The organism is Streptomyces sp. NPDC002092 (assembly GCF_053593775.1).
On the sequence record NZ_JBSFDG010000003.1, the window covers coordinates 372,099 to 395,469 of the forward strand.

Genomic DNA, 23,371 nt, shown 5'->3' on the forward strand with positions numbered 1-23,371 from the left:
GAACATATGACGAGATTTCGAACGTCCGAAAGGCGATTGCCCTGTGCATCCCCGGAATCAGCACGCACGTGGCCGGAACGCCGTGGCGCAGCCTGACGTACGTACAGAAAGCACTCCGACGACGGGATCGGCGATCTGCGGGACATCGAGGCGCCTGAGTGCCGACTCAAGCAGCGTGCCGGGCCAAAACCTGGCCTCAACCGCGTGATTTGAGGCCGCCGGTTGTGGACTCGCCTTGAAACGTGTGCCCCTGGCCCCGACGACCTCGGCGGCTACGTGCGGATCCATGAGCGCGACGAGCCCATCCGCCCCGGCCCACGGCTCTGTCTGAAGTTCGGTCCGTCCAGGGCGCCGGGGCATCTACCCGTACGCACCCCCTCCGCGGGACCTGCCTCGGGACCCCCGGGGAGCGCGTACGGCGCGTCCGACTCGCTCGCGACTCGCCTGCCCGCCGCCCGCCCGCTCCGCCGCCCCCGTCGACGCCTGATACGCCGTCATCCGCTCAACGACGAGAAGAACAAGGAACGATCACCATGCTCAACCGAAGATCCGCCCTCGCCGGAGCCGCCGGCCTCGCCATCGCCTTGTCCGCCTGCGGCCAGAACAGTGAGAGCAGCTCCGTCCGCAGGTCCGGGCGCGGTACCGTCGGCATCGCCATGCCGACGCGGGCCTCCGAGCGCTGGCTCACCGACGGCAAGAGCCTGGTCGAGAACCTGAAGGGCAGTGGGTACAAGACCAAGCTGGTCTACGGCGACGACGACCCGAAAGCCCAGGGCTCACAGATCGAGAACCTGATCAGACAGGGCGTCGAGGCACTGATCATCGCGGCCATTGACGCCAGATCGCTGAACGGCGTACTGCAACAGGCCGCCGATGCGCACATTCCGGTGATCTGCTACGACCGGCTCATCCTCGGCACCAGGAACGTCGACTACTACGTCAGCTTCGACAACGAGATGGTCGGCCTGATCCAGGCCCACCACATCATCAAGAAGCTCGGCCTGGAGGACGGCAAAGGCCCGTTCAACATCGAGCTGTTCGCCGGCTCCCCCGACGACAACAACACCAAATACTTCTTCAACGGTTCGATGACGCTCCTGCAGCCGTTCCTGGACAGCAGGCAGTTGGTCGTCCCGTCCGGCCAGACCGAACTCAGCAAGATCACCACCGTGCGCTGGGACGGGCCCACCGCGCAAAAGCGCATGAGCGGCCTCCTCGCCAAGTGGTACGGCAGCAAGAAGGTCGACGCGGTCCTGTCGCCGTACGACGGCATCTCCAGGGGCGTCCTGTCCGCGCTGAAGCAGGACGGCTACGGCTCCGCGGGCAAGCCCCTCCCGGTCATCACCGGTCAGGACGCCGAACTGCCCTCGGTGAGGTCGATCATCGTGGGTCAGCAGTCGCAGACCGTCTTCAAGGACGTCCGCGACCTCGCCAGAGCCGCTGCGGACATGGCCGACGACATACTCAGCAACAGGGCGCCGTGGGTGGACAACAGAAGTGATTACAACAACGGCGTCAAGGTCGTGCCCGCCCGCTTGCTGCAGCCGGTCGACATCGACAAGACCAACTACAAACTTCTGATCACCAACGGCTACTTCACCGCCGAAGAGCTCAAATAGCGACACAGCCGCTGCGTGATACGCCGCTCGCCGCTCGCCAGGCACTGCCACCTGACGTGGGTCAGGTGTGTGCTCGGATCTACCGCACGGGGTGCCCGCGCGTCGCCGACGGTAATCCAATCGCGTTGCCGACGTTGAGTTACCTCAAGTCTCCCGCCGTGCCGATCCCTTCAGGTTCCCATCTGAGACAAAAGCGACCCTCCGTGACACTCGCAGAGGGTCGCGATGTCCCATTACCTGGCGCATTCTCGTGCCCCCGGAAGGATTCGAACCTGCGACGCCTGCTTTATGAGTCTGTGTGGTGCGGTTCAGGCCGCGATCCATGGGACACGGCAAGCGTGAGGTTCCAGACCCTCCGGGCACAAATCCCTGATCACTGACTTGCGAATGGCTCGCCACGTCTTCAGCGAGCACTTCAGGTGGACGCACAACTCGACCAGTTCTCGCGTACCGCTGCGATGTCCGGGGTGCTCCAAGCGCCACTGCTCCGACAGGTAGTCGTACACATCAGCGGTCGTGAGCTCGCCACCGAAAACGGTGTCGGCGACAGATTCCCTGACGAGACGGGCGCTGCGGGAGTCGACAGCCTCCTCGATGAGTCGTCTGACCCACGTAAGACCCTGCTCGTCCGCATACAGACCGAACCTGAGCGTACGCGTCCTCATTACGTCAACCCCTAACGATCTTCTTCTTGGTTCAGTGCTTTGCGCGGTAGCCTGCGGGCATCTGGTCGTTGGCGTTCTTGATGGCCGCCTTCCGTGCGGGATCCCGAGTCTTGGCCCACTCGTGGCCGACCGTTGGCGGCCCGTGCAGGCGCCGCGACCGCAGAGGGTGAATAGGTGATGTGACCTATCGGTGCCTGGCGCTGCCAGGAACGACAGACATCGCCTCGGCTGCAACAAGCCGAGACGGGATCTGAGCGTTGGCCCCCCTGCCCCCTGAGCGCACCCGCTATTGGTCAGTGAGCGGGTGGCCGTCACGAATGCTACGTAAGAGAGCGATCTTTAGCGACTGATTACCAACGTGAGCAGCTTCACGACCATTACGGTGAACCTCGAGCCCTCGCGGCTGTCAAATTGGTCCGCTTTTAGCGGGTGGCTTCATCGGGCTGCGCATGACGATGGGGGACGTGCGTAGGTCGATCATGGCGGAGTGCCGGGCATTGGATCGTCGCTGGCTGTGTTCGCTGAACACGTCGCTGAGGTGGGACACCGAGACGGGCCTGGTGATCGCCGAGGCCGCGGCCCGACTTGTACCGCACTTCCGCGCCGCCTCCGACAGCTCCACCCCGAAGGGTGTGGGTGCACCGTGCGCAGGGCGACAGTCATGCCAGCCGGTGAACGATGCCGGAAAGCCGTATGCCACCGCGCCAGTCCCCGATGCTAAGAGGCTCGGTTCTGGGCAAGCGCCGGGTTCTGGGTGGGGGTGTCGGTCGGGGCCGGCACGTCCTTCCCGGCGTTCTCCGGCGCGCCGAACCAGGCCACCGCGACCGCGCCCGAGACCGCCAGGACGAAGCCGGTCACCGCCAGCCAGGCGAAGCCGGGGCGTGAGGCGTCCCCCAGCCACCAGACGCCGATCATGCCGGGCAGCACGGTCTCGCCGACCACCAGCGCCGCCGTTTCAAGTCGGAGATGTGCACCAGCGCTCCGCCGGGCTGGAGCATGTTTCGGATGGTTGCCGCCACCAGGTCGCGATCCATCCAGTGGAAGGACTGGGCGAAGATCGCGACGGTGAACGTTCCAAGTCCTGCTGGCAGGTCCTCGGCCCGGGCCTGGACCCATTGCCCTTTCCCGGTCGCTCCGCGCTCGGTGGCTTCGCGAGTGGCTTCGGCGATCATTCCGCTGTCCGGGTCCACGCCGACTATCTCGCTGAACAAGTGCGCCAGGCTCAGGGCGAGGATGCCCGGTCCGCATCCCACGTCGATGAGGCGTCCTCGTCCGTCAAGTTTCAGGACCTCGGCGAGCACGTGCGTCAGCCCGGGGGCGTAAGGGAGCCTTCCGCGCCGGTAGTAGGTGGCTGTGCCCGAGAACAATGTGTCGTCCCATTCCCAGTCGGCAGCCATGTCCGCCCACCACCCTTCACGGAGATCACGTGTCTGTCCGGCGGCCCGATGATTCCACGGCTTGATCGGGTTTAGACGTCATCTCATTTGGTAAGTCTGCGGTAGCAGATGAGGGTGCAGGCGATGCTCAGATGAGGGTGCAGGCGATGCTGGTGAAGCCAGGAAGTGCTCGGCTTTGCGCTCGTAGCGGCGGTGCAGTCGACGGCATCCGACGAGCCAGGCCATCGTGCGCTCTATGGTCCAGCGGTGGCGGCCCAGACGGGTCGAGGACTCGATGCCCTTGCGGGCGATGCGGTGCCTGATGCCGCGTCCGCGTAACCATCGTCGCAGGTGGTCGTAGTCGTATCCCTTGTCGGCGTGGAGCTTTCCCGGCCTGCGCCGCCGGCGTCCGCGCCGGGAGCGGATCGGCGGTATCCCCTTCACCAGCGGGATCAGCGCCTGGCTGTCGTGCAGGTTCGCTCCCGAGATTCCGACGGACAGGGGCAGACCGGTCCGCTCGGTGATCAAGTGGATCTTCGAGCCGTACTTGCCCCGGTCCACAGGATTCGGGCCTGTCAGATCCCCTTTTTCAGGACCCGCATGTTCACGGAGTCGATCGCGCAGCGGGACCAGTCCAGCTCGCCGCGGGCACCGAGCTCGTCGAGGACCAGGCGGTGGAGCTTGGCCCACACCCTGGCCTTCGTCCACTCGGCAAAGCGCCGGTGAGCGGTCGCTCCCGACGGGCCGAACGACGCGGACGGCAACTGCTGCCACGTGCAGCCCGACGTGGCCACGAACACGATCGCCGCCAGCACCTCCCGGTCACCGTGGCGTCGCCGACCGCCACCCTGAGGCCGCGACGGAGCCTCAGGGACCACCCGCTGGAACAGTTCCCACAACTCATCCGGCACCAGCCGCTCAACAATCCCCACGATCTGTCCGCCTACGACTCGGTTGAGCAGTCGGCCTCAGTCCAGGCCGCCTGGAGGTCACGGCTGACAACCGTGAGGGTGCCGTCCCAGAAGGCGATTTCGTGGCTGCAGCCGTCTCGGTGCGGCAGGATCTCGTCGAGCATCACAGCCCCAAGGTCCGTCCCTCGGTCCTCGCCAGCGGGATCGATGACGAAGCTGGACACGCCTACGTAGCGGATGGCCAGATCGCGGTCATGCTTCCAGCAGTTGTGCTGGAACTCGACCTCTATCTCCTCACCGCCGAGACCATGCACAGCACGAAGCGTCAGATCCTTCACACACCGCCTGCTGTGGAAGTCGTAGTGCCCTGTGTCCGTGGCGAAGGACCGCGCACCAGACGGCAGATCACCGGAGATTGCAGGCAGACGCTCCAGGTAGCGAGACGGGTCCAAGACCCCTGACAGCTCGCCGACCTGCGCATCGAGATTGACGTACTCCATCGGCCCGCGCCCCCGCTCCTGCCTTCCTGTTGGCCGATGAATCATCGCATGGACTCACCAAATGAGATGACGTCTTAGACACCTGGTGCCGGCCGTGGATCAGGCGGCTGGCAGAGGTGCCGGTAAAGGGGGCCTTGGGTTCCGGTCGTGGTGTAGATCCGTGAGAGCTGGCGGCCCAGCTCGGCCGTGGTCGCCAGGTAGAGCTCTTTCGGTTCGAGGCCTCTCGTTGCGGGGCAGGAGGGTCCGCACAGCATCGCGGGATCGGGCTCGCTGTACTTCTTGATTTCCGGCAATGCCGCTCGCCGCTTCGATGGCCTATTTGGCTCGGCGGAGTCGACTGCTCAATGGGGAATTGCCTCGTAGTCCTGAGGTCCTTCGTGGAACGAACCGATTGGAAAGGATGAGAGTGACCGACTCTTGGCAGGGCGAGCCGCTCACTGTGGTGCGCCGTTTAACGGACGACATCCATGCGAGTGAGTAGTTCGCTGAGCGGTTTTTCGGAATGATTAGCGAGGTAGCTTGGTGGCGACGTTGTCCTAGACGAGGCGGGAAACCATGCGTGCACGTAGAGTCTTCGCCATCTTGATCGTCACCCCTGTCCTGCTTGCCGCGATCGGAGTGGCTGGTGGATCCGCGGTCGCTATGCAAAAACCCGCCTACGAAGGGTCAAGTGCTCGGCCCAAGCCGACCGCTGAAGTTGAAAACAGGCAGGGCGAGGTCAAAAGATCTGCCGATGAAGAGTCTGAACCGGAAGAAGGCCTACTCGGCACTGTCGGAGGTGAACTCCTCGATCGCGTTTCTTCCAGATGGGCGTAAGGGCTCGTAAATGCGATCATGATCGTGTTACGAGCTCTATGGGGCCGTAGACGGTCCTCACGCCGGGGTGTCAGCCGGTGAAACTGAGCTGCAGCACCGTCAACGTCTTGGTGATCTGCCCGACCAGGAGCACGGCGATGGCGGGCTCGGTGACCAGCATCCGTACGACGCCGTCGTCCTCGCCGTAGGGCTCCGTGGCTCCAATCGGGTCCTCGCAGGCCGCCACGAGCGCGAGCGACAGCTGCTTCACTTGCGGCGGCCGGCATCGCATCGTGTACGGCTTCCGTGCCGGGGTCGTACTTGAGCCGGAACGTCATCAGGCGACGCCGCGTGCACGGGCTGCCGCGGCCTCGGCCTGGACGCGATCGGTGACGTCGATCCACTCGCCCGGGATCTCGCCCGTTTCGGTCTCGACGCGGGCGAGCTCGCGGCCGTGCTCCCCAGCGGCAGAAAGGCCGGCGGCGATCCGCTGCCACTTGGCGAAGAGGTTCACGATCTCGTGGACCGGGGCACGGTTGATCTCGCCGAGGAATCGCTGCTTGGCGGCAGGGCTGCCGAGCGCCTCGCAGATCGAATCGATGGTCCAGTACCGCTCGCTCATCGTCTGAGCCTCCCGCATCGGTAGCGAGTCCCGTGACCCAAGGTACGCGGCCTCTACGCGGGCAGGGGAGGGAGAGCTGAGAGCCCGGGGCCTATGCGGCATCGTCGGTCTCCTCCTGGAGCTCGCGGACGACGGCTCGGCGGCCGCGGCTGACCTCGATCAGGCCGTCCTGCTTCAGCTGGGTAAGGGCCCGATGCGCGGTACCGACCGAGACACCGTGGGCCTGCGCGATGTCGCCGACCGTGGGTACGTCTTCGCCGGGGAGCATCGTGCCGTCCTTGATAGCGTCCGCGAGTTCCTGCGCGATCACTTCCCAGGGAGCGAGCTCGCGAGGAGGGGCGGCTTCGGCCTTGATGGTCCGTCCGATGGGGCCCACGGCCGCGTCCGGGCGGGCCTGGACGGCTGCCTCGCACTGGCCGCACAGGGCCTCAGCGCCGCCCTCAGTGACCGAGCATCGCCCACAGCGCTTCGTTCCCGCACTCGCAGAGCAGGCGAAGCCCGTTGATGACGGTCGTCACCGGCTGCTCGGCGAGTAGCCCTTCCGGCACCGGCAGCTGCTTGGCGAAGGCGGTGACGGCCTGGCGGTCGGAGGTGGCCAGGAAGGCCGCGTAGTACTTGAGCGTGGTCGCTCCTCCGCCGCCGTGTCCGACGCGGCCGGCGACCGTTCGTACGTCGGCACCGGCGCCCAGGAGCTCGGTCACGTTGTACGCGCGCAGGTCCTTCAAGCGGTGGGTGTGGATCTCCAGCTTCTTCGCGAGGCGGCGGTAACGCTGGCTGACGCTCGACGGCGCGAGTGGGGCGGAGCTGTCGGCTTCGCCGGAGAACACGAAGACGTCGCGGGGGAGTTCGCCGCCGAGCGCCTTGCAGCGTTCCTCGGCGCGGGCTCGGTGGGCGGCGAGGACGGAACGCGTGATCACGTCGATGGCCTGCTTGCGGCGCTGGTGGGTCTTGGTGTCCTTGATCCGGCGGCCGTTGTTGGAGTGCTTCACGAAGAGTTCGAGGCGGTCGAGGTGGATGTCCGACCAGCGCAGGGCGCACATCTCGCCGCGGCGTGAGCCGGTGACCATCGTCATGAACAGGAACGTTCCCCAGTCCAGATCCCGCTGCCAGGCAGTGTTCAGAACCAGGACCGCCTCTTTGGGAGTCGGCGGGTCGGGGTTCGGCTTGGGCTGGGACGGCGGCTCGGCGAGGGCCGCCACGTTCGTGGTCACGTAGCCCCAGCGCAGGCCGCGGTTGAGCGCCGGGCGCAGGATGAAGTGAATCTTGCGGACTGAGTTCGCGGAGAGCGGTTCGCAGGCGTGCTTCTGCTTCGTCTTGGGGTCGGTCTTGCCGTTGCGCCAGCCTTCGCACTGGTCCTGGCATTGGCGGAGACGGGCGTAGAACAGCTCCAGCATCTCGGCGGTCAGCGTGGCCGCCTTGAGCTCGCCGAACGTGGGCTTGAGGTAGTTGCGGATGATGCCCTCGGCCCGCTCGTACGACGTCTCGTCGAGCTCGGCGACGCCGAGCCACCGGTCGAGGAGGAATGCCGTGGTGACTTCGCGCTTCGGGTGGCGCTGCTCGTCGACCTGGTGGAGGAGTTTCGTGCGGGCCTTCTCCGCTTCGGGGAGCGTCGCGGCCTGCTCGTAGAGGTAGATCTTCTTCTTCGTGAGCGGATCGCGCCCGACATAGACGCTCGCTTGGTAGCCGGATCCATTGCGCCGGATGCGGCCTCGTTGAGTGGTGTTGACCTTGGTGTTTGCCATGACGTGGAACCTGCTGCCGGCTAATGCCACGGCTACGACGAACAGCGCGCCTACCCCGGAGAGGTAAACGCGCTGGTCAGACCTGGTGCCCCCGGCAGGATTCGAACCTGCGACACCCGCTTTAGGAGTGGGATCGGATCCTTGCCGGGTGGTGCCCGGCGCTGCCGCGCGGTGCTGTTTCCCATGGCCGGAACGGTACGGCGAGCCACTTGATTCGGCTCATGCCACCCTGTATCGGACCATCCGCTCACGCATTGCTCACGCGCCGCCGACTGCTGCGCCGCGCCAGGTCAGACCTGCCCCAGGTCGATCTCCACCGGGAAAGGGGCCACTACCTTGAGGACGCCGGTGAACACGTCTCCGTCCCGGTAGGTCTTGGTCGCGGGGTCGAGAACGTAGGTGTACACGAGAGGAACGCCTGTCGCGGCCTGCTCGATCCGCCAGTAGAACCCAATGCCCGCCTTGGCGTACTGATCGACCTTCACGATCCGGTCGGTGGTCTCCGAGCCCGGCGACACCACCTCCGCGACCAGCAGCACGTGCTCAGGACGGGTGGGGGTCATGTCGATCGTGTCGGCGCGGTACACGATGACGTCCGGGCGGCGATTGGTGAGCGGGACATCCTGGAGCCGGACGTCGAAGTCCGTGTCAGCGTTCCACTCCGGGCCCGAGGCGGCATCCAGGGCGTTCGCCACAATCCGGGCCAGCCGGTTGTGCCGCTTGGACGCACTCGGACTCACGACGACCATTCCGTCCACGATCTCGATGCCGGCGCACTGCTCTTCGGACCAGGAGTCGTACTCCTCCGCCGTGATCTGCTCATGCATCCATGCCGGAGCCACCATCTCGGCCGTCATGGAGCACCTCCCGGACACTGTGCTGCGGGCCCGATCCCGCTGGATTCAGCGTACTGTCTGCTGTCCTTCCGGCACGCTGATCCCGCTCACGTACCCTCCCCGTCGGCCGACATCCGACCAGCAAGCCCACGACAAGTGGGAGACCGGCGCGGTGGACTCGTCGCCAGAGGATCGGAACACGGCGGGCGGCACCACTGACCTGGCGGCCACACCGGTGAGCGCTGAACCACCCGGCGACGTGACCTTCGCGAGGCCCTCGGCCGCAGAGCAGCAAGGTTTTGGCGATGCTGTTCCTGGAGGAAGCGGGTCAGGAAGCCGAACCGTCGAGGTCGAGGCGGATCACGGCGAGCGCCTCGGCGATCTCGACGGTCATCTCGTCCTCCGGGCCGAACACCATGCACATGTCCTGGTGGAGCGGTTCGAGGACCTGCCGCGCCTCGGCGGTCCGGCCCTGGGCGAGCAGCAGCATCCCGATGTTGTGCCACAGCTCCACGGCTTCCTCGCTCACGTCGCTGTCGACGGCCCGCACGACGTTCAGCACACCCTGGAGCGCGGCCAGGGCGTCGGTGACCTGGCTGAGTTCGGCGCGGCAGCGGGCCGCCTGGGCGCGGCAGGCGCGGGCCTGCTCGCCGGTGGGCCCGGCGATACGGGCGTAGGCGTCGGCGAGGGCGTCGAAACTCGGGCAGGGCGGCCCGGTAGTCGCCGCCGAGGAGGCGGATGGCCGCTCGCTGGCGGCGCAGCGCCAGGACCTGCTTGCTCTCGGAGCCGAGGGCGAGGGCGGCGGGTTCGACGACCTCGCCGAGCACCTCGGCGGCCTGCGCGAACCGCTCCTCCTCCAGCAGGGCGTCGGAGTGGGCGTACGCCTCCTTGATGTCCTCGCGCAGCCGGGCGGGGGCGGGCACCGGCGGGGACCCCGGGAGGACGGCCGTCGGAGCCGGGCCTCCGGGCGCCGGGGCCTGGGCGCGGGCGCGGGGCGCGAACGGGCGACGGAACACGCCTGTCGGATCGGGCGCGCCGGCCGGCCCGGCGTCCGCCGTGCCGGGCTCCTGGCCCGGCGGCGGGAGGAACGGCAGCAGCCGCGCGTACACCTCCTGTGTGTCGGCGGGCCGCGCCTCGGGCGCCTTGCGCAGCAGGTGCAGGACCAGCTCCTCCAGCGCCTCGGGGACATCGGGGCGCAGCTGTCGCAGCGGGGTGGGGGGCGGCGTTGACGTGCTGGTACATCAGCAGGTACTCGCTCTCCGCCTCGAACACGAGCCGCCCGCCGAGGAGTTCGTGCAGCACACAGCCGAGCGCGTACAGGTCGGTCTGCGGGGTGATGCGTCCGCCGCGGACCTGCTCGGGCGACATGTACTGGTGGGTGCCGATGGGGCTGCCGGTGGCGGTCAGCTTGGTGACGTCCGTCCGCAGGATCGCCGCGATGCCGAAGTCGAGGACCTTCACGGTGCCGTCGCGGGCGACGAGGATGTTGCCCGGCTTGAGGTCGCGGTGGATCACCGGCACGTCGTGCGCGTACGACGGTACGGTCGCGACCTGCGCGGCGACGGCGGCCGCCCAGCTGACCGGCAGCGGCCGGCCGGGGTCGCGGTAGGCGGACAGCGGTACGCCGTCGACGAGTTCCATCACCAGGAACAGCCGCGAGGCGTAACCACTTTCGACAGAAGTGCGATTCTTCCGTGCTCGCTCGTGCGCTCCTTGGGTGCCTGAAGCGGAGCCAGAGCCCGATGGCCCGGAGAAGACCGGGCCGGAGTCCGGGCCGGATGACTCTTATTCGCTGGAGAGATTTCGGGGATCGACTCTCCGTCCGCTCACGCAAACGGCCCCGGACGAGGAGTCCGAGGCCGAATAGGAGCCCTCCCTGGGGGATAAACCCCAGGTCAGAGCGGTAACGCATGGTGCCCCCGGCAGGATTCGAACCTGCGACACCCGCTTTAGGAGAGCGGTGCTCTATCCCCTGAGCTACGAAGGCGGGGGCTTGTAGAAAACCTTGCTGAAAATCCAGGCGGTGGATCTTCGGCGAGGAGTACAAGCCCGCTGGTCAGACGTAGTGCGACGCTCTCCGCACAGTCACCTGAGCAGACAGTGCGACGTACCAACGGCCGACCAGGGACAGCCTAGCGGATGCGCGCCAGCGACTGTCCTCTGTATGGAGGCAGGAGAGCGGGTCGGCGAGCCGGAGTGCCTCTGAGCTGCGGCTTCTGTGGCCTGTAGCGAATGATTGATGGGCGTTCTGGGGGCGGAGGTCAAGGGCGATTGGACCGTTCTGCTCCATGCGTCAGCTTGTGGTGCCACCGGGCGCTGTCTTGCCGGCGTCTGGCACGGCACGTCGTCCCTTGTTCCGGGAGGCCGGGGCTTCTTGCGATGCGCGCGGGCCGGAGCTCACTTGCCGTTGGTGCGGTAGCTGGGACGTGTTGCGAAGGTAGATCTTGGGCGGACGATGATCAGCGATCGTGGGGCGTGATGTGCCCAACGGGGCGGTGGGCTCGGCTGGAGCCGTTGTTGCCGGGGGCGAGAAGCGGGAATGCCGGAGACCTGGTCCCGGGCGACAGTTGATCGCCGGACCTTGGTGGATCCGGACGGTGCACTATGGCGCGGCGTGACCCATCGGTACGGACTGTGGGACCGGGGCTGCGATCGTTGTTCCGGCGTCGGCATCGCAATGACGCGTGGAAGCGGATCCCCACTCGTTTGTGACCACACGTGCTGTCCGTCAGAGTGGCTGCAGGCAGACCGCTAAACACCATATGAGGGCCCAGGTGTTACTGCGAGACTTGAAGCTGCTGGAGTCGACGACTGCCAGGAAATGCTCCAGCTCACGCACTCCTATCAGTCCTCTCCCCTCATGCACCACGACGGCGCCGGTCGCCGCGCGTCACGTCACGCGAATGCCCTCGCGGTCTTCGAGGGCGCTGATGGCGGTGGCGGTGAGGCTGTGGGTGATGTGGCCCCGCATCAGCTCGGCGGCTTCGGCGGCGCGGCCGTCCACGATGAGGGAGACGAGTTGGTGGTGTTCCTGTAGATCCCGGGTGCGGGGTTCGTCACCGGGCGGGAGTTCGAGGCCGAGGCGCCGGTAGCGGTCGGACTTGTCCCACAGGTCGTCCAGGAGACGGATGAGGACGTCGTTGTGCGAGGCCCGGTACAGCGCCTGGTGGAAGGCGCGGTGGGCCGTGAGTGCCTTTTCCCCCCATTGGCGGGTGACGGGGAGGAGCTTGTCGACGGCGGCCTGCATGGTGGCGATGTCGTCGTCGGTCCGCCGCTGGGCGGCGAGTTCGGCGGCGGTCGGGTCCAGGGACAGGCGGACTTCGAAAAGCTGGCGGGCCTCGTTGGAGTTCATGACGGAGACCCGGACGTCGCGGTGGGTTTCGACGGTGAGGAGTCCCTCGCTGCTGAGGCGGCGGATGGCCTCGCGCAGGGGCGTGATGCTCATGTTGAGGGACTCGGCGAGGTCGTACTGGGCGAGCCGTGACCCGGCAGGAAGAGTGCCGGAGAGGATCCGATCGCGGAGTTCTGCGTAGGCGAGGTCGCTCTTGCTGAAGAACAGGTTCTGTCCTGCCATGGCCCCCTGACCGTTCCTTTCCGGAGGTTCCTCACCCCTTGACATCCCGCATCCGACCAGCCGACTCTAACAGGCGTCACATCTTATAAGATATGAGAGAGGGTCCGCAGTGAAGATCACCAACGTCTACGAGGGCGTCGTTCCGATCAGCTCCTCGATCCGCAACGCCTGGATCGACTTCAGCTCCATGGACTGTTCGGTCGTGGCGATCGAGAGCGACGTCATCCGTGACGGCAAGCCCGTGGTGGGCTACGGCTTCAACTCCAACGGCCGCTACAGCGCCGGAGAGATCCTGCGCCGCCGGATCCTGCCCCGCCTCCTCCAGGCCGAGCCCGCAAGCCTGCTCGACGAACAGGGCGGCCTGGACCACGCCAAGGCGTGGGACGCGATGATGACCAACGAGAAGCCCGGCGGGCACGGCGAGCGCTCGGTCGCGGTCGGCGTGGTGGACATGGCCTTGTTCGACCTGGCCTCCAAGATCGAGGGCAAGCCGCTGTACCGGTATCTGTCCGAGCGCTACGGCGACGGGCAGCCCGACGACTCCGTCTTCGTCTACGCCGCCGGCGGCTACTACGCCCCGGGCAAGACCCTCACCGACCTTCAGGACGAGATGCGCGGCTTCCTCGACCTGGGCTACGACGTCGTCAAGATGAAGATCGGCGGCGCCGACCTGGCGGAGGACCTGCGCCGTATCGAGGCCGTCATCGACGTCCTGGACGGCGACGGCTCCCGGCTGGCCGTCGACGTCAACGGCCGCTTCGACCTCAACACGGCCCTGGAGTACGGGCGGGCCATCGAGCCCTACGGGCTGTTCTGGTACGAGGAGATCGGCGACCCGCTCGACTACCACCTCAACGCCACCGTCGCCGAGCACTACACCGGCTCCATCGCCACCGGTGAGAACCTCTTCTCCCTCCAGGACGCCCGCAACCTGATCCGCTACGGCGGCCTGCGCCCCGACCGCGACACCATCCAGGTCGACCCCGCGCTCTCCTACGGCCTGGTGGAGTACCTGCGCATCCAGGACATGCTCCGTCAGCACGGCTGGTCATCGAGGCGCTGCATCCCGCACGGCGGGCACCAGTTCTCCCTGCACATCGCAGCCGCTCTCAAGCTCGGCGGCAACGAGTCCTACCCGGGCGAGTTCCAGCCCACCGGCGGCTTCGCCGACGACGCCGTCGTCGACAAGAGCCGCGTCGGCCTGACCGACACCCCCGGCATCGGCTTCGAGAGCAAGGCCGCCTTCCACAAGGTGCTGCGCGCCCTGCACAGCTGACCGCCACCCCACCGCGGGCGCGCCCGCCACCGGGCGGGCGCCGTCGGCCGACGCCGCCGGATACGGGCGCCACACGAGAGCGGGGACGCCCGAGCCGCGTCGCGTCCCCCGCACCCCCACGGGACAGGGCTACACACGATCGTCGTGCAAAGGAGCACCAACGATGACAAGCACCACCACCGTCGCCGGCCGCCCGCAGCGGTCACGGCTGAGCCGTCTCATACGGGAGCTGTGGTTCCAGGTCGTAGTGGCCGCCGTCCTCGGCATCGCCGTCGGCATCCTCGCGCCCGGGGTGGGTGAGGACCTGAAGCCGCTCAACGACTGGTTCATCGCGCTGGTCAAGATGATCGTGATCCCGGTCGTCTTCTGCGTGGTCACCACCGGCATCGCCTCCATGGACAACCTGCGCAAGGCCGGCCGGATCGGTGTGAAGGCGATCGGCTACTTCCTGGTGCTGTCCCTGGTGTCCATGCTGATCGGGCTGGTCGTCGCCAACATCTTCCAACCCGGCTCCGGCCTGCACGTCGACCCCTCGTCACTGAACGCCGACGACGTGCCCAAGACCGCCACCGAGCACGCCACCTTCACCGGCTTCATCTCCTCCCTCATCCCCGCCTCCCTTCTGGGCGCGATCACCGGGGACGCGATCCTGTCCGCGCTGATGGTCTCGATCGTCTTCGGTGTGGCCCTGAACATGGCCGGCGAGGAAGGGGCACCGCTGACCCGCGGCATCAAGGCGCTGTCGGACGTCGTCTTCCGCATCGTGGGCTGGGTGATGCGGCTCGCACCCTTGGGCACCTTCGGCGCCCTGGCCACCGTGGTCGCCACCTACGGCGCCGAGAGCCTCAAACAGCTCGGCTACCTCATCATCCTGTTCACCGCGACCTGCGTCGTCTACGTCCTGGTCGTCCTCGGCGCCATCATGCGGGCCTGCCGCCTGAGCCTGTTCGGCCTCATCCGCTTCCTCAAGGCCGAACTGCTCGTCGCCCTCAGCACCTGTTCCAGCGAGGCCGTACTGCCCCAGCTGGTACGCAAACTGGAGATCCTCGGCATCGGCCGGCCCGTGGTCGGCATCGTCATCCCCTCCGGGTTCTCCTTCAACCTGGACGGCTCCGCGGTCTACCTCACGATGGCCTCCCTCTTCCTGGCCCAGGCCATGGGCATCGACCTGTCCTGGCAGCAGCAGCTGATCATGGTCGGCGTCATGATGCTCACCAGCAAGGGCACCGCCGGGATCGCGGGCGGCGCGTTCATCGTTCTCGCGAGCACCGTCACCGCGGTCGGCCACATCCCGCTCGCCGCCCTCTCCCTGATCGTGGGCATCGACCGCATCCTCAACGAGGGCCGCGTGTTCATCAATGTTCTCGGCAACGCCGTCGCCGCCATCGTGATCGGCAAGTGGGAGAACGACTTCGACACCGAACAGGCCCGCAGGGTCCTGCACGCCCGCACCACCACGCCGCCGCAGGACGAGTTGGACACCGCCAAGGTCAGCGCGGGCAAGTAGCCGTGCCCGTCGAGTGCGGTCATCCCTCGACCCCGTACACGTCACCCACCGGCGGCACCCTCCAGGCCGCCGCACACCAGGACGGATGAGGACCCTTCCAGTGAGCACGCCCGGCGTCGCCCACTCGATGACCATCCGCCTCGAAGCCCGGCGGCAGGCAATGCGGTCCTTCAGCTGACAGCCACTCTGGAGGCGCTGGGCGGTTCAGTCACCGCCCTCGCCGTCGTCAGCCGACCGACCGTCTCGAACGGTCCTTCCCTGAGATTCTCGACGACGTGCCCGGGCCCGGTACTCATCGTCCGGACGGCCACCTGGGACGTCGTCTCCGGGCCCCGGCTTCTGCCGTCTGCCACCTCGCCTGTACCCGTTCGGAAGCCGCCCCTCGACCGCGGCGGCGTCGAGGAACTCGCGCAAGGCGCCACGCATCGATGCACCCTCGCGGACCTTGGGGTCCTCACCGGGTTCCGCGCAAGTGAATCACGTGCGGTCTACCTTCCATCCGGTAATTGACAGGGTACGAACGTACCTCTTAACGTACCCGCATCCGGGGGCGACGCCGTCAGCTCAATGAGGAGCACCGATGCAGCACATATACGACATAGACGTCCAGGTCCCGATGCGTGATGGCGTAGCCCTCGCCGCCAACGTGTGGCATCCGGCCGAAGGGGCGGCCCCGACGCTGCTCGTGCGCCTGCCGTACGGCAAGGACGTGATGGGCTTCGGCCAGTCAGCCATCCCCGACCTCCTGACTCTGGTGGAGGCCGGTTACGCGGTGGTGGTGCAGGACTGCCGGGGCACCCACCGCTCGGAAGGCGAGTTCGTTCCGCATATGGCCGATCGGGCCGACGGCGAGGACACCGTCGCCTGGATCGCGGAACAGCCATGGTCGGACGGCACGGTGGGCATGTACGGGCCGTCCTACCTCGGGATGGTGCAGTGGGAGACCGCCGTGACCGGCGCTCCTGCGCTCAAGGCGATCGCACCGGCCTTCACCTCGATCGACAACTACGAGTCGCCCTGGTATGGCGCGGGCGGTGCGCTCTCACTGAGTCTGGTCACGCTGTGGAACGCCATGATGTACGCGGCCGATGCGCAGCGGTCTTTGGCGGCCGGTGAGGGCTCCGTGGACCAGGTGCAGCAGCTCGGCCAGGCGCTGCTGTCCGCCGAGTCCCTCAACGAGGTGCTGCCGACGGCGGAGGTTCCGGTCCTGGCGGCGTACGGGAAGTGGTGGGACGACTGGATGGCCCACCCCTCCCACGACGGGTACTGGGACGCCATGGAGCTCACCCCCGAGCTCAAGAACGTCACGGTCCCGGCGCTCAACATCGGCGGCTGGTACGACCTCTACATCGGCCAGACCATCCGCACCTACACCACCGCCCGCCGACAGACGGGCACTGCGCAGGCGCGCGAGGGGCAACGGCTGATCATCGGTCCGTGGGATCACATGGCCACGACCGGCGTCTATCCCGACCGTTCCTTCGGTCCGCTGGCCAGTGCGCAGATGCTGGGCCTGACCGGCCTGCACGTGAAGTTCTTCGACCGCTGGCTGCGCGGTAACACCACCGCTCTGGACGGCGTGGCGCCGGTGAAGATCTTCGTGATGGGCATCGACCAGTGGCGCGATGAGCAGGAGTGGCCGCTGCCCGACACGCGGTGGACCGACTTCCACCTCACCAGCGGCGGTCGCGCCAACACCGCTGACGGTGACGGCGCGTTGACGACCGATCCACCGGCCGGCACCGGGCACGACACCTACCTCTACGACCCGCGCCGCCCGGTTCCCACCGCCGGCGGGGCATCCATGCCGACGACATTCGGATTCTGCGGTCCGGTCGACCAACGGACGGTCGCCGGCCGCGAGGACGTCCTGTGCTTCGCCACGCCCGTGCTTGAAGAGGCCGTCGAGGTCACCGGTCCGGTCAGCCTGACCCTGTTCGTCTCCTCCTCGGCGGTGGACACCGACTTCACCGCCAAGCTCGTCGATGTCTTCCCCGACGGCAAGGCGATCAACCTGTGCGACGGGATCCTGCGCACCCGCTACCGGGGCGGCCTCGCCACGGAAGAGCTGATGGAGCCCGGCACGGTCTACGAGATCACCATCGACATGACAGCCACCTCGAACGTGTTCCTTCCCGGTCACCGCATCCGCGTGGACGTCTCCAGCAGCAACTTCCCCCGCTACGACCGCAACACCAACACCGGCGGTGTCATCGCCCGTGAGAGCGAGGAGCAGATGATCCCCGCCGTCAACCACATCCATCACGGGCCGAACCACCCCAGCCGTCTGGTCCTGCCGATCATCGACCGCAAGGACCAGCGATGAGCGCCGCCGACCGGGTCGCCGAACTGACCGAGACCTTCACGGCTCCGTCTCTGAATGTTGCCCGACTGCTGTGCGACCGGCATCCCGCCGACCGCACGGCGTTCACCGTGGTCGACAGCGCCGGGAAGACTTCCGCCCTGACCTTCGGCGAGCTCGCCGCGGAGTCGCACCGCTGTGCGCGGGCGTTGCAGGGGCTCGGGGTCGGTCCGGGCGACCGGGTGGCGACCCTGATGGGCAAGAGCACCGACCTGGTCACCGTCATCCTCGCGATCTGGCGGCTCGGCGCGGTCTACGTCCCGCTGTTCACCGCCTTCGCACCCCAGGCCATCGCCCTGCGCCTGGAAGGCGCCGGTGCGCGCGTCGTGGTCGTCGACCCGGACCAGCGCCACAAGCTCGACCCGGGCCCCGACATGCCGGACGACCCCCAGCGCCGCCTCGTCGTCACCGGAACCGGCGCGCAGCACGGTGACGCGTCGCTGGCCGATCTCGTCGCGGACGCGTCGACCGAGCCGGTGCCCGCCGTCCTCACGAGCGGGGACGGCCCGCTGGTGCACATGTTCACCTCCGGCACCACCGGCAAGCCCAAGGGGGTCATCCACCCTGTCTCCTACATCGCCGGATGGCAGGTCTACCTGGAGTACGGCCTTGGCGTCACCCGGGACAGCGTCTACTGGTGTGCCGCCGACCCCGGCTGGGCCTACGGGCTGTACTCCGCCATCGTCGCTCCGATGGCCGCCGGCATCCCCAGCCTGCTGCTGTCCGGCGGCTTCTCCCCCGAGACAACCTGGCGCACCCTCCTCGACCACCAGGTCACCGACTTCACCGCCGCCCCGACCGTGTACCGGGGACTGCGCTCCTCAACGGCGCCGGTACCGCAGGGACTGCGCCTGCAGCGGGCGTCCAGCGCGGGCGAGCCACTGACCCCCGAGGTCAACGAGTGGGCCCGCTCCGCGCTCGGCCTGGCCGTGCACGACCACTTCGGCCAGACCGAGGTCGGCATGCCCCTGGCCAACCACCACCACCCCGAACTCGCCCGCCCCCTCAAGGCCGGATCGATGGGCCGGCCGGTACCCGGCTGGAGCCTGACCGTCCTGGCCGACGACAAGGACGAGCCCGCCGGACCGGGCGTGCTCGGCCGGGTCGCGATCGACGTCACCGAAAGCCCGCTGATGACCTTCCGTGACTACCAGATCCCGGGTCAGGCCGGCGCCAAGTTCACCGCCGACGGCCGCTGGTACCTCACGGGCGACGCCGGACGCATCGACGCCGACGGGGACTTCTTCTTCTCCTCCCGCGACGACGACGTCATCATCATGGCGGGCTACCGGATCGGGCCGTTCGAGATCGAGAGCGTCCTCGCGCAGCATCCCGCCGTCGCCGAGTGCAGCGTCATCGGCGCACCCGACGACGTCCGCGGCGAGGTCATCGAGGCATACGTCGTCCTCCGCGACGGCGGTGACGGATCACCGGAGCTGGCCGCTGAGCTGCAGCTGCTGGTCAAGACCCGCTACGCCGCCCACGCCTACCCGCGCACGATCCACTTCATCGACGCCCTGCCCAAGACACCCAGCGGGAAGACCCAGCGCTACCTGCTGCGCAGCCGTCGCCGCACGGAACTTTCAAGCCGAGAGCCACAGTGACCGACACCGCACCTCTCCTCGTCGAACAACGCGGCGCCGTCAGGTGGTTGCTGCTCAACCGCCCGGAGCGGCGCAACGCCCTCGACGCCGCACTCATCGAGGCCCTGGGCAAGGAGATCACCAGCGCCGAGGACGACCCCGCCACAGCAGTGATCGCCGTGGCGGGCAACGGGCCGAGCTTCTGCGCCGGCGGGGACTTCCACCAGTTCCTCCAGCTGCACGACCGCGGCGACAACCCGGTCGGCTTCCTGGCCGACGTATCCGCCTGCTTCAGCCGCATCGCGGCCAGCCCGAAACCCTGGGTCGCCGTCCTGCACGGTCACGCCGTCGCCGGGGGCCTCGAACTCGCGCTGGCCTGCGATGTCGTCGTCGCCGCCGACACCACCCTCATCGGCGACGGCCACCTACAGCGGCGGCTGGTACCGGCCGGCGGGTCCAGCGTCCGGCTTCCCGGCGCGGTCGGACGGGGCCTGTCGCGCTGGCTCCTGCTCACCGGCGAACTGCTGCCCGCCACCGAGTTCGCGCACACCGGCTGGATCCACGCGATCGTGCCCGAGGCCAACCTCGACGACACAGCCACTCGCGTCTGCCACCAGTTGGCCGACCGCCACAGCCCCGCCCAGCAACGCCTCAAGACACTCCTGCACCGCATCGACGGCATCACCCCCGAGCAGGCTCTGCGCGAGGAACTGGCCACCTTCGCCGACAACTGGACGGCGAGCTCGGTGGCCGACGCCCTGCGCGCCTTCCTCGCTCTCCGGACCACGAAAGCAGACAACAAGTGAACCGCTACCAAGGACGGGTCGTCGCCATCACCGGGGCCGCACAAGGTCTCGGCCTCGCCATGGCGACCCGGTTCGCAGCGGAGGGCGCCACCGTCGCGCTGGCCGACGTCAACGAACAAGCCCTCACCGATGCCGCCGGGACCATCGCCGACACCCACGACCCGAAACTCCGCACCGACGTGATGGACGTGACCGACTCGGCCCAGGTCAATGCCTGGATCACCGGCATCACCGCCGATCTCGGCCGCCTCGACGTGCTCGTCAACAACGCCGGCATCATCCGCGACAACCGCGTCGAGGACATCACCGACGACGACTGGCACGCGGTCATCGACGTCAGCCTCACCGGCGGCTTCCACTGCGCCCGCGCCGCGTTCGGCCCCATGAAACGCCAGGGCTACGGACGCATCATCAGCTTCTCGTCCATGTCATGGCGCGGGAACTTCGGCCAGACCAACTACGTAGCCGCCAAGGCCGGCATCGTCGGCATGACCCGCACCCTCGCACTCGAAGGCGCCCGCCACGGCATCACCGCCAACGCCATCGCACCCGGCCTCATCGAGACTCCGATGCTCGCCTCCATGAACGGCCCCGCACGCGACAAACTCACCAACAAGGTCCCGATGCGCCACACCGGCAGGCCCGAGGACATCGCCGAAGCCGCGGCCTTCCTCGCCAGCGAGGCCGCCGGCTACATCACCGGCATCGTCCTCGACGTCGACGGCGGCATCTCCATCGGATCCTCCATCCGGTAACCGCGAGCCCCGCGAACGAGTGACCCGTGAGAGGGAGTCGTCGAGGACGGTCACACAGCCGACCCGGTTCGCAGATGTGCAAACACACAGTGGTCACGAAACGGTCCTTGGGACCGGGAGGTACTGATGCAGGGAGTACTCGTCACCGCATTCGAGGGTCCTGATGCCCTGGTCGTACAAGAGCTTCCGGAGCCGGAGACCCGAGAGGGCCAGGTTCTCATCGACGTCGAATGGGCGGGTGTGGTCTTCCCGGACATCCTGCAGACTCGCGGGGAGTACCAGACACGTCCCGACCTGCCGTTCGTCCTCGGCTGGGAGGTGTCCGGAACGGTCCGCACGGACGGCGCCGGATTCCGCGCCGGTGACCGCGTGGCAGCCCTGCCGGTCACCGGTGGCTTCGCGCAGACCGTCGCTGTCGACGCAACGATGGTCTTTCCTCTCCCGGACAACGTCGACACCCGCCGCGGTGCGGCCCTGCCCCTTAACTACCTGACCGCGCATTTCGCGCTCGTCCACCGGGGTGCTCTCCTCCCCGGCGAGGTCGTCCTCGTCCACGGAGCCGCGGGCGGAGTGGGGAGCGCGGCCTGCCAACTGGCCGCAGCGCACGGCGCGCGCGTCATCGCGGTCGTATCCACTGAGGAGAAGGCCGAACTGGCCAGGTCCGTAGGAGCACATGAGGTCGTACGTGTCGGCGGATTCCTCGACGCAGTCAGAGCCCTCACCGACGGCCAGGGCGTCGACCTCGTGGTCGACCCGGTCGGTGGGGATCGCTTCCCGGACTCGCTTCGCGCGCTGCGGCACGGCGGGGGGCGCCTCCTCGTCCTGGGATTCGCGGGCCGGGGCATCCCCACGGTCAAAGTGAATCGTCTGCTGCTGACCAACACCTCTGTACTCGGAGTGGGGATGGACGAGTACTGGCGCCAGGATCCGGAGGCCGCCCGTGCCTGTTGGCGCGAACTCTGGCCCTTGCTGAAGTCCGGCCGGCTGGACCCGCCCCTCTCGTCCGTCTTTCCCCTGGAACAGGCGTCGGCTGCGCTGAAGCACCTGGACCAGCGAAGGGGCCTCGGCCGCACACTGCTGCAAGTCGGTGCCTGACGACGAGTCGCTCACGCGAACATTCCCCCGTGGGTACGTTAGGAGGTACGCTGGTACCCATTTGCAAGGGGTCGGCTTCCGGCCCGGACGACCACTCGCCGCTTCAGGCGAAGATCCTCATGGGAGACTGCCGCGGTGACGGCCCAACCTGACTCGCGTGACCGACGCCCACGCCGAACAGCGCGCAGGCGCGTCGTCGACACACGCCGGCGGGACGAACTGCTGCGCCAGGCCGAGGCGATCATCCTGGCCGAAGGCTTCACCGCGGTGACCATGGACGAGCTCGCCCAACGGCTCGAGTGCTCCAAGGCGACGCTGTACAGCCTCGCCTCCACGAAGGAACAGCTGGTACTGGCGGTCACCCGCGCCTTCTTCCGGGAGGCGACCGCCGAGATCGAACAGTCTGTCCAGGCCGAGCCCGACCCCCGGCAGCGCATCCGCGTCTACCTCACCGGCGTCGGCACAGCCATGCGCCGGCACTCCCACGCCTTCTACGACGACATGGTCGGCTACGAGCCGACGGCGCAGATCTACCGCAAGAACTCCGCCGCCGCGGCACACCGGGTCCACGAACTGATCGAAGAGGGCGTGCAGACCGGCGTCTTCCGTGCCCTCAACGGCCACTTCGCCGCCCACGTCGTAGCGGTCACCATCGACGCGGTCCAGTCGGGGGTCCTCCTGGAGAGGACCGGCCTGACCGCCGGCGACGCCTTCTCCGAGCTCGGCGATCTCCTGCTGGACGGGCTCAGCTCGGGGCAGGGCGCATCCGAGCCCCTTTCCACAACTGCGCGCTCGTCCAAGGACCAGGTGTCGACGCCCAGGTAAGCCCCAGGGAAGGGGCGCACCTCTCGGCCGTGCACGCACCCCGTCCACCATGACACCGGCGCGGTGTCCCGGGTGCACCTGCCGGCGCCGCCGTCCGGATGACACGAACAGCCATGCGCAGGGCGTGAGGCACCGCGCGGCCCGGACCCGGCCGGGGAGCGCGCCGTCGCGCTCGCCGACGTCACCGCCGCCGAGTCGGGCGCGGACGCCCCGCGTCGGCGTTCCTTCGGCACGCACCCCGCGGGCCGCCTGGTTTCAGTCCGACCTTCCGCCGCCGAACGCTCCTGCCGCCGAGGGGCCGTTGGCGGCCATCCTTTCGTGGCCTGAAGGTGCAGGTCAGGTAGGCCCGCTCTGGGAGTTTCGTCCGGAGTGCGGGGCGGTCGGATCTTCCGCCTTCGACGATTGTCGCGAGCCCGCAAATCCCCGTAGGCGCCCGCTGGTCAGACGTGGTGCGAAACCCTCCGTGATCACTCGATCAGACAACGCGACGTACCGACGACCGACCGGGAACGGCCTGGCGGA

General features: G+C 67.7%; 16 protein-coding genes, 1 tRNA gene and 4 pseudogenes. 9 read left to right on the forward strand and 12 right to left on the reverse strand.

Features of this window, described 5'->3' with window-relative positions; all coding sequences use genetic code 11:
- Positions 1-533: 533 nt before the first annotated feature.
- Complete coding sequence (gene chvE / locus ACWCRD_RS09165) at positions 534-1,619, forward strand: multiple monosaccharide ABC transporter substrate-binding protein (RefSeq protein ID WP_450965283.1); 1,086 nt, start codon at positions 534-536, stop codon at positions 1,617-1,619.
- 1,382 nt (positions 1,620-3,001) lie between these two features.
- Here the strand turns inward: chvE and ACWCRD_RS09170 are convergent.
- The 12 genes and pseudogenes from ACWCRD_RS09170 to ACWCRD_RS09225 all read right to left on the reverse strand — a co-directional run.
- Positions 3,002-3,238 (reverse strand): annotated as a pseudogene (locus ACWCRD_RS09170) (hypothetical protein); the annotation flags it as partial.
- Positions 3,238-3,681, reverse strand: a pseudogene (locus ACWCRD_RS09175) (class I SAM-dependent methyltransferase); the annotation flags it as partial. The pseudogenes ACWCRD_RS09170 and ACWCRD_RS09175, both read right to left, overlap by 1 nt.
- Positions 3,682-3,811: 130 nt before the next feature.
- A pseudogene (locus ACWCRD_RS09180) lies at positions 3,812-4,586 on the reverse strand (IS5 family transposase); the annotation flags it as partial.
- A gap of 17 nt (positions 4,587-4,603) precedes the next feature.
- A complete protein-coding gene (locus ACWCRD_RS09185) occupies positions 4,604-5,071 on the reverse strand; it encodes a hypothetical protein (protein ID WP_450965284.1) in 468 nt (155 codons plus the stop codon).
- 886 nt (positions 5,072-5,957) lie between these two features.
- Positions 5,958-6,137 carry a hypothetical protein gene (locus tag ACWCRD_RS09190; protein ID WP_450965285.1) on the reverse strand — a complete coding sequence of 60 codons (180 nt, stop codon included), beginning with the start codon at positions 6,135-6,137 and terminating at the stop codon, positions 5,958-5,960.
- Between the two features lie 66 nt (positions 6,138-6,203).
- Entirely contained in the window at positions 6,204-6,488 is a 285-nt protein-coding gene (locus tag ACWCRD_RS09195; RefSeq protein ID WP_450965286.1) for a hypothetical protein, read from the reverse strand.
- Between the two features lie 91 nt (positions 6,489-6,579).
- A complete protein-coding gene (locus tag ACWCRD_RS09200; protein WP_450965287.1) occupies positions 6,580-6,864 on the reverse strand; it encodes a winged helix-turn-helix domain-containing protein in 285 nt (94 codons plus the stop codon).
- 64 nt (positions 6,865-6,928) lie between these two features.
- Positions 6,929-8,230: a tyrosine-type recombinase/integrase gene (locus tag ACWCRD_RS09205; protein ID WP_450965288.1), complete on the reverse strand. Its 1,302-nt coding sequence runs from the start codon at positions 8,228-8,230 to the stop codon at positions 6,929-6,931.
- A 290-nt stretch (positions 8,231-8,520) separates the two neighbouring features.
- Complete coding sequence (locus tag ACWCRD_RS09210) at positions 8,521-9,087, reverse strand: Uma2 family endonuclease (protein ID WP_450965289.1); 567 nt, start codon at positions 9,085-9,087, stop codon at positions 8,521-8,523.
- A 307-nt stretch (positions 9,088-9,394) separates the two neighbouring features.
- Positions 9,395-10,722, reverse strand: a pseudogene (locus ACWCRD_RS09215) (protein kinase domain-containing protein); the annotation flags it as partial.
- A gap of 255 nt (positions 10,723-10,977) precedes the next feature.
- A tRNA-Arg gene (locus ACWCRD_RS09220) sits at positions 10,978-11,053 on the reverse strand.
- 903 nt (positions 11,054-11,956) lie between these two features.
- Entirely contained in the window at positions 11,957-12,640 is a 684-nt protein-coding gene (locus ACWCRD_RS09225) for a GntR family transcriptional regulator (protein ID WP_450965290.1), read from the reverse strand.
- 109 nt (positions 12,641-12,749) lie between these two features.
- Here ACWCRD_RS09225 and ACWCRD_RS09230 point away from each other — a divergent pair, with 109 nt between their 5' ends.
- From ACWCRD_RS09230 to ACWCRD_RS09265, 8 genes are all read left to right on the forward strand, one after another.
- Positions 12,750-13,916 (forward strand): mandelate racemase/muconate lactonizing enzyme family protein, encoded by a 1,167-nt coding sequence (locus tag ACWCRD_RS09230; protein WP_390105895.1) that lies wholly within the window; start codon positions 12,750-12,752, stop codon positions 13,914-13,916.
- Between the two features lie 163 nt (positions 13,917-14,079).
- Positions 14,080-15,423 (forward strand): cation:dicarboxylate symporter family transporter, encoded by a 1,344-nt coding sequence (locus ACWCRD_RS09235; protein ID WP_390105897.1) that lies wholly within the window; start codon positions 14,080-14,082, stop codon positions 15,421-15,423.
- A gap of 580 nt (positions 15,424-16,003) precedes the next feature.
- Positions 16,004-17,749, forward strand: coding sequence for a CocE/NonD family hydrolase (locus tag ACWCRD_RS09240; RefSeq protein WP_450965291.1), 1,746 nt, complete (start codon positions 16,004-16,006; stop codon positions 17,747-17,749).
- Complete coding sequence (locus ACWCRD_RS09245; RefSeq protein ID WP_390105900.1) at positions 17,746-19,389, forward strand: AMP-binding protein; 1,644 nt, start codon at positions 17,746-17,748, stop codon at positions 19,387-19,389. The genes ACWCRD_RS09240 and ACWCRD_RS09245 overlap by 4 nt, the downstream gene beginning before the upstream one ends.
- Entirely contained in the window at positions 19,386-20,174 is a 789-nt protein-coding gene (locus ACWCRD_RS09250) for an enoyl-CoA hydratase/isomerase family protein (RefSeq protein ID WP_450965292.1), read from the forward strand. The genes ACWCRD_RS09245 and ACWCRD_RS09250 overlap by 4 nt, the downstream gene beginning before the upstream one ends.
- Entirely contained in the window at positions 20,171-20,929 is a 759-nt protein-coding gene (locus tag ACWCRD_RS09255) for an SDR family oxidoreductase (protein WP_385994010.1), read from the forward strand. Before ACWCRD_RS09250 ends, ACWCRD_RS09255 begins: the two co-directional genes overlap by 4 nt.
- A gap of 126 nt (positions 20,930-21,055) precedes the next feature.
- Positions 21,056-22,024: an NADPH:quinone oxidoreductase family protein gene (locus ACWCRD_RS09260; RefSeq protein ID WP_450965293.1), complete on the forward strand. Its 969-nt coding sequence runs from the start codon at positions 21,056-21,058 to the stop codon at positions 22,022-22,024.
- Between the two features lie 135 nt (positions 22,025-22,159).
- Positions 22,160-22,849: a TetR/AcrR family transcriptional regulator gene (locus tag ACWCRD_RS09265; protein WP_385994007.1), complete on the forward strand. Its 690-nt coding sequence runs from the start codon at positions 22,160-22,162 to the stop codon at positions 22,847-22,849.
- Positions 22,850-23,371: the final 522 nt, after the last annotated feature.

Coding starts and splice junctions, on each gene's coding strand:
- chvE (WP_450965283.1), top strand. CDS start 534: ATGCTCAACCGAAGATCCGCCCTCGCCGGAGCCGCCGGCCTCGCCATC.
- ACWCRD_RS09185 (WP_450965284.1), bottom strand. CDS start 5,071: ATGGAGTACGTCAATCTCGATGCGCAGGTCGGCGAGCTGTCAGGGGTC.
- ACWCRD_RS09195 (WP_450965286.1), bottom strand. CDS start 6,488: ATGAGCGAGCGGTACTGGACCATCGATTCGATCTGCGAGGCGCTCGGC.
- ACWCRD_RS09205 (WP_450965288.1), bottom strand. CDS start 8,230: ATGGCAAACACCAAGGTCAACACCACTCAACGAGGCCGCATCCGGCGC.
- ACWCRD_RS09210 (WP_450965289.1), bottom strand. CDS start 9,087: ATGACGGCCGAGATGGTGGCTCCGGCATGGATGCATGAGCAGATCACG.
- ACWCRD_RS09225 (WP_450965290.1), bottom strand. CDS start 12,640: ATGGCAGGACAGAACCTGTTCTTCAGCAAGAGCGACCTCGCCTACGCA.
- ACWCRD_RS09235 (WP_390105897.1), top strand. CDS start 14,080: ATGACAAGCACCACCACCGTCGCCGGCCGCCCGCAGCGGTCACGGCTG.
- ACWCRD_RS09240 (WP_450965291.1), top strand. CDS start 16,004: ATGCAGCACATATACGACATAGACGTCCAGGTCCCGATGCGTGATGGC.
- ACWCRD_RS09245 (WP_390105900.1), top strand. CDS start 17,746: ATGAGCGCCGCCGACCGGGTCGCCGAACTGACCGAGACCTTCACGGCT.
- ACWCRD_RS09260 (WP_450965293.1), top strand. CDS start 21,056: ATGCAGGGAGTACTCGTCACCGCATTCGAGGGTCCTGATGCCCTGGTC.